A 14,309-nucleotide genomic window follows, 5' to 3' on the forward strand; every position below is an offset into this window, starting at 1 on the left:
TAACTTATTACGCACTTCCGACGAGGCGGGAAGATAGATTTTACCCTCGAAGGGTCAAACCCAAACCAAGTAAATACCCCACCAAAAAGAAAAATACCAGTCAGCTTAACTGACTGGCATTAGCCATTTGGCGCCTTTTTTATTGCTGTAATTATCTGTGTATTAATTGAAGCAAACCCCGTTATATGGCAAAATCTGCCTCTTAATTTATGTGTAACAACTATGTGCACATTCAATGTCATGGGAAACCCCGATACAATGAACATGAATGCTCAATTTTTCGTTCTAAAGCAACAAGATGAATCTAAAGCGCAGGCTGATGATCATTTTGCTTTAGCAGCTCAAATTGCCGCAGAGCAGTATCGATTAGGGCATCGTGTATTTATTTTTGTAGATAACGAACATACCGCCTATGCCATTGACGAAACCATTTGGGCATTTGATCCCGACAGTTTTGTGCCGCATAACCTGCAAGGCGAAGGCCCTAAAGCCGGCGCACCAGTAGAAATAGGCACCACGCCTCCTGTTGGCAAACGTAACGTTTTAATTAACTTAGCTAATAACCTGCCTGATTTTATTAGGCGTTTTAGCCAAGTTTTTGATTTTGTACCAGTAGAGTCTGTAGCTAAACAAGCCGCTCGTGAGCGCTTTAAAAAGCTGCGCCAACTTGGTGCCAATATCAGCACGCAAGAGATTAATAGCTAGCCGTTTAGGATAAAGCTAACCAACTAATTTAAGTACTTATTTAAGGTTCTGTGTAATGGATAAAACCTACAATCCGCAAGATATTGAACAGTCGCTATACCAAGACTGGGAACAAAAAGGCTACTTTAAGCCATCTGGCCAAGGCGTACCGTATTCGATCATGATCCCGCCGCCAAATGTCACCGGTAGCTTGCACATGGGCCACGCCTTCCAAGATACAATAATGGATACCCTTACGCGTTTTAAGCGTATGCAAGGTAACAACACATTATGGCAAGTAGGTACTGACCACGCGGGTATTGCAACGCAAATGTTGGTTGAGCGTAAACTACACGCTGAAGAAGGTAAAACACGTCACGATTTAGGCCGCGAAGATTTTATTAATAAAATTTGGGAATGGAAAAACGAATCTGGCGGTACTATCACTAAACAGCTTCGCCGTCTTGGCGCATCGGTTGATTGGGACCGTGAACGCTTTACGATGGACGATGGCTTATCTGAAGCGGTTAAAGAAGTCTTTGTACGTCTTCACAAAGAAAACCTAATTTACCGCGGTAAGCGCCTAGTAAACTGGGATCCAAAATTACACACAGCTATTTCAGACCTTGAAGTTGAAAACAAAGACAAACAAGGCCACATGTGGAACTTGCGCTACCCTCTTGCTGATGGCGTTAAAACACAAGACGGCAAAGACTACATTGTCGTAGCAACAACACGCCCAGAAACCATGCTAGGTGATTCAGGTGTTGCGGTTAATCCAGATGACGAGCGCTACACAGATTTAATTGGTAAAGAGATTTTACTGCCAATCGTAAATCGTCGTATCACAATTGTTGCAGATGAACACGCTGATAAAGACAAAGGCACGGGTTGTGTAAAAATCACCCCTGCACACGACTTTAACGATAACGAAGTTGGCAAGCGTCATAAAATGCCAATGATCAATATTTTCGATAAAAACGCAGCTATTCTAAGCCAAGGTGAAACATACACCTTTGACGGTAAAGAACTTGAGTTTGATGCGCCAATTCCTGAGCGCTTACACGGCCTAGACCGTTTTGCTGCGCGTAAAGCGATTATCGCAGAATTTGAAGAACTTGGTTTACTCGAAAAAATCGAAGACCATGCGTTAACTGTACCTTACGGCGACCGCTCTGGTGTGGTCATTGAGCCACTCCTTACCGACCAATGGTATGTACGTGTTGCACCACTTGCTGAACCTGCAAAAGACGCCGTTAAAAACGGCGACATCCAATTTGTACCTAAGCAATACGAAAACATGTACTTTTCGTGGATGAACGACGTACAAGATTGGTGTATTTCACGCCAGCTTTGGTGGGGTCACCGTATTCCAGCTTGGTACGACAGCGAAGGTAACGTATACGTTGGTCGTGATGAAGCAGAAGTACGTCGCGATAATAATATTGCAGATAGCGTAGCACTAAGCCAAGACGAAGACGTACTTGATACCTGGTTCTCATCTGCGCTGTGGACGTTCTCAACGCAAGGTTGGCCAGAGAACACGGATGATTTAAAAACCTTCCACCCGTCTGACGTGTTAGTAACGGGCTTTGATATTATTTTCTTCTGGGTTGCGCGTATGATCATGATGACGCTGCACTTTATAAAAGATGAAAATGGTAAGCCACAAGTGCCGTTTAAAACAGTGTATGTTACTGGCCTAATACGTGATGACAACGGCGATAAAATGTCTAAGTCAAAAGGTAACGTACTTGACCCACTAGATATGATTGACGGCATCGAGCTTGAAGATTTAGTACAAAAGCGTACTGGCAACATGATGCAGCCTAAACTTGCCGCTAAAATTGAAAAAGACACGCGCAAAGTATTTGCAAATGGTATTGAAGCACACGGTACCGATGCGCTTCGCTTTACCCTTGCAGCAATGGCATCAACCGGACGTGATATCAACTGGGATATGAACCGCCTAGAAGGTTACCGTAACTTCTGTAATAAACTATGGAACGCAAGCCGTTACGTATTAATGAACACAGAAGAGCAAGATTGTGGCTTCAACGATGCACAAAAAGAGTTCTCGTTAGCCGATCGTTGGATATTAGGTCAATTTGAAGCAACGGTTAAAACCTACACTGAGCACCTTGATAACTACCGCTTTGATTTAGCGGCTAATACACTTTACGAATTCACTTGGAACCAGTTCTGTGATTGGTACTTAGAGCTGACTAAGCCGGTATTATTTAAAGGTAATGAAGCACAGCAACGCGGTACACGTAATACACTCATTACGGTACTAGAAAGCCTACTGCGCTTAATGCACCCAATGATGCCATACATTACCGAAACTATTTGGCAGCGCGTTGCACCACTTGCAGGGCTTGAAACTAAAGGCACCAGCATCATGGTACAGGGCTTCCCTGTTTATAATGAAGCAAACGTTGATGCCCAAGCTATGGACGACTTAGAGTGGGTTAAACAGTTTATTTTAGCAATTCGTGTTATTCGTGGTGAGATGGACATTAGCCCAAGTAAGCCACTTAACGTGTTGCTAGCTAACGCATCAAGCGATGATGTGCGCCGTATTAACGAGAACGAGTCATTTATTGCCTCGCTTGCTAAACTTGAATCGTTCACCCTGCTTGAAAACAAAGATGATGCACCAGCGTGTGCAACATCTTATGTTGGCAACCTTGAAATTATGATCCCCATGGCGGGCTTAATTGATGTTGAAGCAGAGCTTGCACGTATTAACAAGCAACTCGAAAAAGCAGAAAAAGGCCTAGCCCAAGTGCAAAACAAGCTGGCTAACGAAAAGTTTGTAAATAACGCACCAGAAGCCGTACTTGCAAAAGAGAACGCGAAGCTTGCTGAATTCACTGATGCTAAAACCAAGCTACTTGAGCAAAAAACTAAAATAGAAAGCTTATAATTTTAGTTGCCTGCTAAAGCAATTTAGCAGGCATTAAAAAAGCCGCTCACTGTTAAAGTGAGCGGCTTTTTTGTGCCCTGCGATTAACCACAAGGCACAGCTACATTAGAACTTGTAGTTGTACTGAGCGCCAACAAGTACAGCGTGGCCTTTAGACTCGAAGCCCCACTCACTGCCTGACTCATCAGCTTCAGTAAATGTTTGTGTTTTACCACGAATAATACTTACACCTAAATCAACATTTGATTGCGTGTCGATAGTGTAGTTACCACCAAACGAGAACCAAAAACGGTCTGTATCAGGGATAGAGATAGATAGGTGAGTTTGCGATACTGGCGACTCATCAAACGCTACACCTGCACGAAGTAGTAAGTCTTCGTTGTATTGGTAATCGCCACCTACAGAGTAACGAAACGCATCGTCAAACTGCTCTTGCTTTTCAAAAGCAACAAACTTGTCGCCTGTTGGTGCAGTTACTTGCGCTTCTAGTGACTCAAAGCTGCTCCAACCTGTCCATAATACGCTGTAGTGTAAGCCAAGTTTTTCATCTAACTGGTGAGAACCAGAAAACTCAGCAATAGCTGGTAACGTTAGCTCTACAGAACCTGGTAGTTGTGCACCACCGGTGCCGCCTGCTGCTACTGGTAAGTCATTTGAGAAATCACCTTCAAATGTGATGTCTGTTTCGCTGCGGTAGTTAAAGCCAAAACGGCTATTTTCGTCTAGTTGGTACATTAAACCAACGTTTAAACCTAGGCCGGTGTCGTCACCTTGAAGGTTTACTGCATCAGCACCAAAATCAAAGCCGCTTGTATTAGCGCCTACTTTACGGATTACGGTTGCATCTGCATAAATGTAGTTTAAGCCAATACCAAAGCTAAATTGCTCATTTACTTTATAAGCAACGCTTGCATTAAGGTTAACAGTGAAAATTTCTGTCTCGCCTGCAATTTGGCCCGCTACGTAGTCATCGTTAAACTCTGTAGATAAACCAAAGTTAGAAAACGCGCCAAAACCTAGCGATACTTTATCGTTATACGGCATAGTAAAGTAAGCGGCAGGTACAACTGCGCTTGGTGCTATGCTGTCATCATCTAGGGCACTTGGATCAATACCGTTATTGGTTTGTGTTCCTTCTAAGCTCACATCTGGAATTACACCAATAGCAGCAACACTAAGTTGCTTATCTTTAAATAAAGTCATTAATGCAGGGTTGCGAGCAACAACAGACGCATCATCTGCGATAGATGCTTCACCTGCGTATGCACGGCCTAAACCTGACGCGTTTTGCTCTGCTAATTGAAACGCGGCTGCAAAACTATCAGCCGAAACAAATGCAAGCGAAGCTGCAATAAGAGTTTTAGAAAATTTCATTGTTGTGTCCTTAACCAAACAAGCGTTTGGGTATCTATGTGTTGTTATTAGGATTTTAAACTTGGCTACACTACCTTAATTTTTTATAAAAAACTGTAACAAAGCGACAAAAAACACCAAAAAACACGTTTTTTAACTACATTTTAACAACTATTTAAAACTCATCGGAGCAGAAATGTGTTATTAGAGCTTATACTCTAATTGTAATTAATTATCATTTAGATTGACTTGTAATTCCCTGCATTTTAAACTCATTACAAAATCACAAAGGAAGTAAATAGGTGATCATTTTACTTATTATTGCAGGGCTCATTTTTTGTGGCGCCAGTGTGTTTTGTTTTTATAAAGCAAACTATTGTGCCTGCACACAAGCCGGCCAATGCGATAACCCCGTAAACCATTACTGGTTAGGGGCCATGCTAAGTGCATTAGTGTCGTTAGCTTTTTGCTGTATTGCACTGCATGTACAGCAAGGAACATTATTATGGCTAACGTTAATGGCGAGTTGTTTTTTAGGCGCTTATATTTCTGCTAAGCGCGAAAAACTTAAACGCTGTAAAAAAGCTAATTCAACAAGTGCTCTTTTAACAAACGAGCCAAATTAATTTGATAGTCGAGTGGCTTGATACTCGACACTATTTTAATACTTTGATCAGGCTCATTTAAGTCTAAGTCTTTAGGGGTGACGTGGTGCCCGTGTTTAGCATTATAAAATAGCTTAACTTTAGGCTTGATGGGATTTGATTTATTGCCCTCGAGCACGAGAGCTAATCGCTCATTGGTTAATTTAACAATAGTGCCTACTGGGTGCACCCCTAAACATTTAATAAAGTGCTGTACTAGCTCTGCATCAAATAGCTCTTTGTTAGCCAACAAATAACGCAGCGCATTAATGGGTTCATCCCCTTCTTGATGGGGCCTATCGGCTGTTAGCGCATCGTACACATCAACAATTGCCATCATGCGCGCTGGGCGACTAAGCTTTTCAGCTGTTATACCACGCGGATAGCCTGAGCCATCTAATCGCTCATGGTGGTTAACTATCATGTCGAGTATAAGGGGGGTAATGCCTTTTTCACCTTTAACCAAACCTAAACCTTGAGCCACATGGCGTTTAATAATATCCATTTCGCTGCTAGTGAGTTTACTTGGCCTAGAAATAATCCCCTGCGGGAGTTTAGCTTGCCCTAAGTCGTGAAGTAACGCGCCCATAGCAAGCTGTTGCACGGCTTCTTCTTTGTATCCTAAATATTTAGCAAATACGGCGGTGAAAATAGCGCAGTTAATCATGTGGCGCCAATTGTAGCTATGTTTGTCTTTTATGCGGGTTAAAATGGTCATTGCGCTAGTATTTCTAAATACCGAGCTGACTATATCGTTAGCCATTTCATCAATCACCTTTAAATTAACCGACAACCCTGTGGTTACATCGCCATACAAAGCTTGCAGCTTGCGATTATGCTGCTCAAAGTTGATGCTGGCTTTGGCAAATTCTTGCTCAAGGGTAATCGCAGGTTTTACAGCGGGTGGTTTTGTTTTACTGCTTGAAGTGGTGCTCTTTTGTGGGGGCGCACTCTTAGGTTTGTACTTATCGGGTATGGCGGCATCGCCTTTGGTAAAGTCGATAAGCAGCTCTAAAACGCCTTCGGTTACTAAGCGTTTTATAATTGCCTGGTTTCGCACTAAGCCACTGGTTTTTATTTTTATACTGTTGAGCCCTTCATGCTGTTTGGTAACACTGTCAACAAACATACCTGGGGTGAGCTCTGAAATGGGTAACGCGATGAGCATGGCAGAAGCGTTTTCTACAATTAAATATGCCTACTAAATAGCATTGTTTAACCCTAAAAGTCTACTTTTTGAGTTGAGGGCAATACCATATAACTATAAATGACTACTAAAATGAAGGTAGGCGTAAACAGGAAAACAATAAAAAGCAAATGGCGCTCTTGCTAGGAATCGAACCTAGAACTTAGCCTCCGGAGGGCCACGTGATATCCATTTCACCACAAGAGCACATTTGTTGCCAAAACACTAACTCGCGATATCAATGCTTTAGCACTGGCAATAATAAAGAGATCTTTAAATAAATACCAGCATCATTGAGTTATATGCCTATAAATCAAACTGTTTTTGATAAAACACTTCACAACTTGCCAAAAACAAGCTATTTATTGGTATTCGATAAAAAAATAGTAACCGTTTAGCAACATGTTCTGAATGCTTACGGACTATATAGAGGATGTAATTATGAGTTTAATGTCGACTGAGCAAGTGGCTGAGTTTTTAGGTGTAAAAGCCGAGCGGGTAAAACGCCTTGCTCGTGAGAGCTTGCTTATTGCCAAGTCTGAAGATGAAAACGGTGAGCCCCAATTTGATGCTGACGAAGTAACAAAGTATAAAGAGCTTGCCGCGCGTTTTGGCGGGCTTTAATCTTTTATCTCGTTTAATAACTTATTTAGCTGCGCGCGTAATGTGCTTGCCTTATTATTTATGTCGCGCTGCTCATACCACCCTATACACAACACCAAAAACACCACTTTAAAGTAACGTAGCTTGTCATAAGCGCAATAAAACTCACTGGGTATTGCTTGCTGGGCGCTATATTGCTCAAGCAAAGTGTGCTCTGCGTGCGCATTTAACTCTAAGCTAACCGCAAGTGCCGCTAGATCAAAATACACGTCGTTTGTTTGCGCATATTCAAAGTCAATTAAATACATGCCACTTGAATTTACTATTAGGTTATCTTTAACTAAATCGTTATGACAAAAGCCACTGCTGTAGGGCATATCACTAATGGCGCTTAGCGTATCTTCAATTAAGCGGCTGTGCTGTTGATATATATTGCTATTAGCGTAATACACAAGCTCTTTTGCAATGTCCATTGGCTGTGTAGCTAAAGGGTAGCTATGAACGCGTGCCAACTTTTCAACTAGGTCAATACTGTAATTATTAGTAGCAATATCACCACAAATATAGCGAAATGCAGCTCGCCTGTTAGCCTTATCGAGCCAAATGGGTTTAGGGCAAACGTTATGTTGGCTAAGTGCAGTTTGGCCTTGTAGCCCTATTGTAGGCCAATGCGATTTGTAGCATTTTAATAAGTAGTTTTGCTGTGCGGTTTTTATTAGGTAATTGTCGTTACTTAAACCATTCACTAATTTAGTGGTTTGTAGCACGTGCTCAGGTGCCACAAACTCACTACATAACGCGGCAATATTTGGATTACGGTGCATGCGTTATAATTGCGCTAATGGCTTAGCTTGGCTTTGCTCGTACTCTTCGTACCAGGTTTTAAATCCCCACGCGGCCATAATAGTGTAAAAAATAAATAGCGCGAGCGTTGGGTAATAGCCTTTTTCGTAATACAAATACATAGAGGCCGCATCAATAACAATCCAATACAGCCAGTTTTCGAGTACTTTTTTAGCAACTAAATACGTGGTTACCACCGCAAAACAGGTTGTAAAGCTATCTAGGTAGGCAAAATCGGCGTGGGTGTAGTTTTGCATTACATAGCCAATAATAATGGCCGCTAAGCTCGTAGCGCCTATAAGAATGGCGTGGCGTTGTGTAGACCATGAGGTAATACTAATATTATCTGCTTTGCCTTTGCGCCATACCATCCAGCCAAATACAGCCATGTACATGTAATAAAAATTGAGTAGCGACTCCATAAGCAGCGCGCCATTCCAGTACATTATGGTATAAATAAGCGTGCTAAAAAAAGCGGCAGGCCAGCACCATAGGCTTTCTTTTATTGCCAGTAATAAATAAGCAATAGACAACCCTACCGCAATATATTCCCAATGCGACATTGCTGTAAAACCACTTAAGGTTTGTGTTAAAAAATCCATGTGTGCGGTTACCGTTTTTAATACACGTTAAATAAAGGCGATTACTCTGGAGATAAATCGCCAGATAAAAACTTACAAACAAAAATAGCCTTACCAAACTCTTCGTACGAGCGTTTAATTTCAGTGTTTAGCACTTGCATTACTAAATCGTAATCGCCAAAAATTTGCGTAGAAAGCGTATTGGTGATCACTTTTAAGTTGTCGTATTCGTTTAAACGGTCAATAAAGCCCTTAATAAACGGAATGTAATCTTGATGAAGTGGGTATTTACTGATCTCTACTGATAATTTCATTTTAAACTCTACTTTTAATTATTTGATTTCAACAAATCGTTCAATGCCAGTTCAATACAGTGTAAAATTACACTCACACTCAATTAGCTGAGCTTATTATGGCACGCAGAATAACCTATACATTTAAAAACCAACCGCGCGAAATTAACTTCGCAAAAGACAAATACCACGACATGTATCAAGCTATTGCCGCTGCCGAAGGTATTGATTTAACTAACTACTTAAACATGGTACGCCAAATAGAAATGACCTCAAAAGGCTCTTCGGCTGTACGTAACTTTCGTGACCAAGAATTTGCCCGTATGGGCTTTAGTGATATTTACTTTATTAAAGAATAAATATCACTTATTAACTATCGCTGATACTCGTAACTTACGCGCGGTGTAATATTACACAGTAATTCGTAAGGGATAGTATCGGCGCAGTGGGCTATTTCTTCAACCGGAAGCTCCAGCCCCCACATTGTAACGCTGTCACCTACTTTAACATTATGCTCGTTTGCGCCTATATCAATGCTTATCATGTCCATAGACACACTGCCTACAATACCGTAACGCTGCCCTGCAATCATAACCGGTGTGCCTTCTTTGGCATGACGCGGATAGCCATCGCCATAACCCATAGCCACTACGGCTAATTGGGTCGGTTTATCACTTTGCCAACGGCCTCCGTACCCTACACGCTCGTGTGCGGCAACATCACGCACTGCAATCACCTTTGTGGTTAAACGCATGACCGGCTTTAAATTGTGTTCTTGCCCAGTGCAGTTTGCCATTGGCGACACCCCATAAAGCATAAGTCCTGGGCGTATCCAATCACCGTGCCCTGCAGGCCAAGCTATAATACCGGCCGAGTTTGATAAACAATGTGCTTGATCTATGCCCTTTACAAGCGTATCAAATAAGCTAATTTGCTGCGCCGTTTTAGTATTGTGCGTATCATCGGCACACGAAAAATGGGTCATCAAATTAATGGTGCTTTTAGCATTGGGTGTGCGCTGCAAGCGACTATAAAACGCGTCAAACTGCTCCGGTGCTATACCTAATCGGTGCATGCCGGTGTTTATTTTTAGCCAGCAAGTAATTGGCGCATCTAAGGTGGCATTTTCTATTGCTGCAAGCTGGTTTTCGTCGTGCACAATAGTTTGAAAATTATTAGCCAATAAAATAGGTAAGTCGGCTTTATTAAAAAAACCTTCAAGCAGTACTATTGGCTTTGTTAAACCACCGGCGCGCAGTGCGAGGGCTTCATCAATTCGGGCAACAGCAAATGCATCAGCACTATTTAAGTGCTGGGCAATTTTTACTAAACCATGCCCATACGCATTGGCTTTTAATACCGCCATTATTTTGCTATTTGGCGCAAAACGTTTTACCTGCGATAAGTTATGCGCAAGGGCGGTTAAGTTAATTTCGGCAGTGGCTAGGCGCATTAGTATTCATCATCAACTGCTGGCCCCGCGTAATTATCAAAGCGAGAAAATTGCCCTTGGAAGGTTAAGCGCACTTTACCAATTGGGCCGTTACGCTGTTTACCTATGATAATTTCGGCGATGCCTTTTTCTGTACTGTCTTCGTTGTATACCTCATCACGGTATATAAACATGATTAAATCGGCATCTTGCTCTATCGAACCCGACTCACGTAAATCTGAGTTAATTGGGCGTTTATCGGCACGTTGCTCTAGCGTACGGTTTAGCTGCGAAAGCGCAATAACCGGGCACTGTAACTCTTTAGCGAGCGCTTTTAATGAACGCGATATTTCGGCAATCTCTAAAGTACGATTATCTGATAAACTAGGTACGCGCATTAACTGAAGGTAATCGACCATGATCATACTAATACCACCGTGGTCGCGCGCTATACGTCTTGCACGTGAACGCACATCGGTAGGTGTAAGCCCTGATGCATCATCAACATACATTTTGCCTTTTTCCATCAACAGCCCCATAGTTGATGAAAGGCGTGCCCAATCGTCATCATCTAGCTGGCCAGTACGTACCTTAGTTTGGTTAATACGACCAAGTGATGCCAACATCCTCATCATAATTTGTTCAGAGGGCATCTCTAATGAGTAAATAAGCACAGGCTTGTCTTGCGTCATTGCAGCGTGCTCAGCAAGGTTCATCGCAAAGGTGGTTTTACCCATTGAAGGACGTGCTGCAACAATAATTAAATCAGAAGGCTGCATACCTGCTGTCATTTTATCTAAATCAGCATACCCAGTGCTTACACCGGTTACACCGTCTTGCGGCGACTGGTATAGCTCTTCGATTTTATCGACGGTTTTTTCAAGAATGTTATGAATGCTTTGCGGGCCTTCGGTACTTTTTGTACGTTGCTCAGCAATTTTAAATACTTTACTCTCGGCAAAGTCTAATAAGTCGTGGCTGGTGCGCCCTTCTGGGTTAAAACCAGCTTCGGCTATTTCATTAGCTACGCCAATCATTTCGCGTACTACCGCGCGCTCACGCACAATATTGGCGTATGCATCGATATTCGCAGCACTTGGGGTGTTTTTAGCTATTTCGGCCAAATACGCAAAACCACCAATGCCTGCTAGTTGGTTATTTTTTTCAAGACTTTCTGAAATTGTGATTAAATCTATCGGATCGCCCACTTCAGCAAGCGCGGTCATGGCTTCAAAAATAAGCTTATGGGTGCGGGTATAAAAGTCCTGCGCAACAACCAGCTCTGCTACGCGGTCAAAAGCTTGGTTATCAAGCATTAAGCCACCTAAAACAGATTGTTCAGCTTCTATTGAATGGGGAGGAACTTTAAGGGTATCGACTTGCTTATCTGGTTTGGCCATAACTTCACAGTACTAAAATTGAATGGCTCTATTCTATCGACTTGGCGGGGCTGTGCAAATAGCAAAGCAGGAAATCTTTTCCTGCTTTTTGTAATCATTAACGCTAATTAGCGTTATTTAGTTCGCAGCTCAATTCGCCCGCTTATAGTATCCATTTCAACACTTGCGCTGCCACCATTGGCACTAAACTCTAAATCACTAGAAGGGCCATATTTAGCTTTAGTCACTTTATCGCGGGTAACTTTATTAATAATTTTACCATTAGCATGAGCTTTAATCTCAAACTGAGCCGATACACTTTGCGGGAAGTAAAAATCAGCATCGCCACTTACCGACTCATAGCGAACATCAGCCCCTTTTAGCAACTCACTGATGTGTATTTCAGCTTCGCCGTTTACAGTATTAATACGTAAGCTTTTTATGCTCGATAATGTAAAATCGATATCGCCATTTACGTTTTCTAATCGTACGTCGTTTGCGGTTGTGCTTGATTTAATATCGCCATTTACGGCGCTAAAGCGCAGCTCTCCGCTTGATTGCTTATCGTTTATTTCACCGTTTACGGTTTCAAATTGAATATTGCCGCTTAAGTTCTGTGCGTTTACATCGCCATTTACGGTGCTTAATTTAACAGTGCCGCTAATGTCATCTACCGTAATTTCACCATTAACAACATCTACCTCAGCGCCTTTTTTAAGTGTTTTTGCAGTCACTGACACATTTACGCCAGCAAATTCTAAGCGACTACTTTTTGGCATAAATACCGTTAAGTTAGAGCCATCTCCATTGTTACCCCATCCCAAATTGCGTGGCATTTTTACTATAAATTCGGTTTTATCGCCTGTCGTTTTAAGCTCAAACCCTTCGGCCTTGTCATCAAGCTCGCCGGAGACTTTAAATTCGTTTTTATCCCAGCCGGTTATGTTTACATCGCCGCGTTGGTTTTCAATAAAAATAGTGCCGCCGTTTGGCACCTCTATTTGCTTATCTATTTTTTCGCCCGCTAAAACGCTCAGTGGTAATAGGCTTAGCCCAAGTAAAATTGCTTTCATGTTATTCCCCTATATTTGCTGCCAACGCGGTGCATGCACCTTGTTAATTAAGTCGAGTTGTTGCTGGTAAACTTGCGCCAACATGGTCAGTAATGCCTGATTTTGTGGCTCGTTTTCAAGTGCCTGTTTAATTGCTTGCTCTGCTTCTTCAAGCTCTTGTAACTGTACTTGCCAGTTATTGGTAAGTGCATCCTGGTTTTTGTACTGCACTAATAAACTTTGCTTTTGCGCTTTAAAATAATCGCTCATAGCAGCCACTTGGCTTGGCTCGTTATTGCTCATAAATATATTTATTGCTAATAACGCCGCTGCACTGCACGCAGCAATAGCGCTCAATTTAGGCCATAATGGCGCTTTAACAGCAGGTGGCTTAGCTGTAACTATGGCGTGCTCAATGCCCTGCCAAAGTGCTTTATTGGGCGCTATGTCTTTATTTAAATTGTTTAAAGACTCGTTTAAGTAGTCATCAAAATTTTGTTTACTCATACTCGTACCACTCTTGTAATAACTGCCTTGCACGATGATATTGCGACTTACTCGACCCCACTGCCATTCCCAATTGCTGGGCTATTTCTTCGTGGCGGTAGCCTTCAATGGCATATAAAACAAACACCATACGGGCGCGCTCTGGTAGGCGAACAATTAATTTATCTAACCCGTTTAATCCCTTACAACTTTGCGCGCTTTGCTCATCCATACCGCTTTGTTCTATGCTCACAACTTTGTTTAACCAGCTTTTGTGCTTGCGTACATAACTAATCGCAATGTTGCTTGCTACGCTATATAGCCAAGTAGAAAATTGTGAGCGCCCGTCAAACTGCGCTATTTTATGCCACACCTGCACAAACACCTCTTGGGCGGCATCTTCAGCGTGCGCTTCATCGGCCAATAAGCGCAAACATAAACCGTAAACACGCTTTATATGCAGCTCATATAATGCCTTATAGGCATTTTGATCCCCCGCTTTAACACGCTCAATGAGTGCAAGGTCGCATAGGGGCGTGTGCTCGGGTTTTGTGTGTAACATCCGTGATGTCGCCTTTTAATTATTTTTATTTAAAAACGTGTATTAATGAGTGTATTGATTACTAAGACGCAAAGACAGACAAGAAAGGTTTAAACTAATAATAAAAATAGTTAAATAATTTTATATAGAGCTATTAGATGGGTATTAAAGAGGAATTGTCCCGTCCTGAAATAGGTTGACGGTTTTAATGAAAGACTTGGTGCGAAAGCGCCAGGTCTTTTTTATGCACTTGATTTGGTGTTTTCATATCCAAACTTAAGTGCGGTCGCATTTCATTGTATA

15 protein-coding genes and 1 tRNA gene are annotated in these 14,309 nt (G+C 42.1%); 5 read left to right on the forward strand and 11 right to left on the reverse strand.

The annotated features are described in order from the left end of the window. The first annotated feature begins 258 nt into the window (after window positions 1-258). Entirely contained in the window at window positions 259-705 is a 447-nt protein-coding gene (locus tag PSI06_RS19410) for a DNA polymerase III subunit chi (protein WP_024031635.1), read from the forward strand. Between the two features lie 55 nt (window positions 706-760). Next, window positions 761-3,613, forward strand: a complete 2,853-nt coding sequence (locus PSI06_RS19415; RefSeq protein ID WP_273604668.1) for a valine--tRNA ligase — start codon at window positions 761-763, stop codon at window positions 3,611-3,613. A gap of 105 nt (window positions 3,614-3,718) precedes the next feature. On the opposite strand, the gene PSI06_RS19420 is transcribed toward PSI06_RS19415, so the two are convergent. Further along, on the reverse strand, window positions 3,719-4,987 hold the full coding sequence (locus tag PSI06_RS19420; RefSeq protein ID WP_004588470.1) for an outer membrane protein transport protein: 1,269 nt from the start codon (window positions 4,985-4,987) through the stop codon (window positions 3,719-3,721). A gap of 281 nt (window positions 4,988-5,268) precedes the next feature. On the opposite strand from PSI06_RS19420, the gene PSI06_RS19425 reads away from it, so the two are divergent. Beyond that, a complete protein-coding gene (locus tag PSI06_RS19425) occupies window positions 5,269-5,592 on the forward strand; it encodes a hypothetical protein (protein WP_004588469.1) in 324 nt (107 codons plus the stop codon). Here PSI06_RS19425 and PSI06_RS19430 read toward each other — a convergent pair. Continuing rightward, window positions 5,552-6,778 carry an HD-GYP domain-containing protein gene (locus PSI06_RS19430; RefSeq protein ID WP_273604669.1) on the reverse strand — a complete coding sequence of 409 codons (1,227 nt, stop codon included), beginning with the start codon at window positions 6,776-6,778 and terminating at the stop codon, window positions 5,552-5,554. The two genes, PSI06_RS19425 and PSI06_RS19430, sit on opposite strands and share 41 nt — an antisense overlap. 150 nt (window positions 6,779-6,928) lie before the next feature. Further along, a tRNA-Arg gene (locus PSI06_RS19435) sits at window positions 6,929-7,003 on the reverse strand. A 234-nt stretch (window positions 7,004-7,237) separates the two neighbouring features. Here PSI06_RS19435 and PSI06_RS19440 point away from each other — a divergent pair. Continuing rightward, the gene (locus tag PSI06_RS19440) at window positions 7,238-7,420 is read left to right on the forward strand and encodes a hypothetical protein (RefSeq protein ID WP_004588467.1); all 183 of its coding nucleotides are present in this window, start codon (window positions 7,238-7,240) and stop codon (window positions 7,418-7,420) included. On the opposite strand, the gene PSI06_RS19445 is transcribed toward PSI06_RS19440, so the two are convergent. From PSI06_RS19445 to PSI06_RS19455, 3 genes are read right to left on the reverse strand one after another with little or no spacing between them, the layout of a single operon-like run. Next, window positions 7,417-8,223, reverse strand: coding sequence for a phosphotransferase (locus PSI06_RS19445; RefSeq protein ID WP_004588466.1), 807 nt, complete (start codon window positions 8,221-8,223; stop codon window positions 7,417-7,419). The two genes, PSI06_RS19440 and PSI06_RS19445, sit on opposite strands and share 4 nt — an antisense overlap. Window positions 8,224-8,226: 3 nt before the next feature. Continuing rightward, window positions 8,227-8,844, reverse strand: a complete 618-nt coding sequence (gene pnuC / locus PSI06_RS19450; protein ID WP_004588465.1) for a nicotinamide riboside transporter PnuC — start codon at window positions 8,842-8,844, stop codon at window positions 8,227-8,229. 41 nt (window positions 8,845-8,885) lie between these two features. Beyond that, a complete protein-coding gene (locus PSI06_RS19455) occupies window positions 8,886-9,137 on the reverse strand; it encodes a hypothetical protein (RefSeq protein ID WP_004588464.1) in 252 nt (83 codons plus the stop codon). 98 nt (window positions 9,138-9,235) lie between these two features. Between PSI06_RS19455 and PSI06_RS19460 the strand changes: the two genes are divergently transcribed. After that, the gene (locus PSI06_RS19460; protein WP_004588463.1) at window positions 9,236-9,475 is read left to right on the forward strand and encodes a DUF2960 domain-containing protein; all 240 of its coding nucleotides are present in this window, start codon (window positions 9,236-9,238) and stop codon (window positions 9,473-9,475) included. Between the two features lie 14 nt (window positions 9,476-9,489). On the opposite strand, the gene alr is transcribed toward PSI06_RS19460, so the two are convergent. From alr to PSI06_RS19485, 5 genes are all read right to left on the reverse strand, one after another. Further along, on the reverse strand, window positions 9,490-10,569 hold the full coding sequence (alr, locus tag PSI06_RS19465; RefSeq protein ID WP_004588462.1) for an alanine racemase: 1,080 nt from the start codon (window positions 10,567-10,569) through the stop codon (window positions 9,490-9,492). After that, window positions 10,569-11,948 carry a replicative DNA helicase gene (gene dnaB / locus PSI06_RS19470; RefSeq protein WP_004588461.1) on the reverse strand — a complete coding sequence of 460 codons (1,380 nt, stop codon included), beginning with the start codon at window positions 11,946-11,948 and terminating at the stop codon, window positions 10,569-10,571. Before dnaB ends, alr begins: the two co-directional genes overlap by 1 nt. A 113-nt stretch (window positions 11,949-12,061) precedes the next feature. Then, on the reverse strand, window positions 12,062-13,000 hold the full coding sequence (locus PSI06_RS19475; RefSeq protein ID WP_273604670.1) for a DUF4097 family beta strand repeat-containing protein: 939 nt from the start codon (window positions 12,998-13,000) through the stop codon (window positions 12,062-12,064). 9 nt (window positions 13,001-13,009) lie between these two features. Then, window positions 13,010-13,486: a hypothetical protein gene (locus PSI06_RS19480; RefSeq protein ID WP_273604671.1), complete on the reverse strand. Its 477-nt coding sequence runs from the start codon at window positions 13,484-13,486 to the stop codon at window positions 13,010-13,012. Then, window positions 13,479-14,027: an RNA polymerase sigma factor gene (locus PSI06_RS19485; RefSeq protein ID WP_004588458.1), complete on the reverse strand. Its 549-nt coding sequence runs from the start codon at window positions 14,025-14,027 to the stop codon at window positions 13,479-13,481. The genes PSI06_RS19480 and PSI06_RS19485 overlap by 8 nt, the downstream gene beginning before the upstream one ends. Window positions 14,028-14,309 lie beyond the last annotated feature (282 nt).

Origin of the sequence: Pseudoalteromonas sp. GABNS16E (genome assembly GCF_028598715.1) — a bacterium.
GTDB lineage: Bacteria > Pseudomonadota > Gammaproteobacteria > Enterobacterales > Alteromonadaceae > Pseudoalteromonas > Pseudoalteromonas atlantica.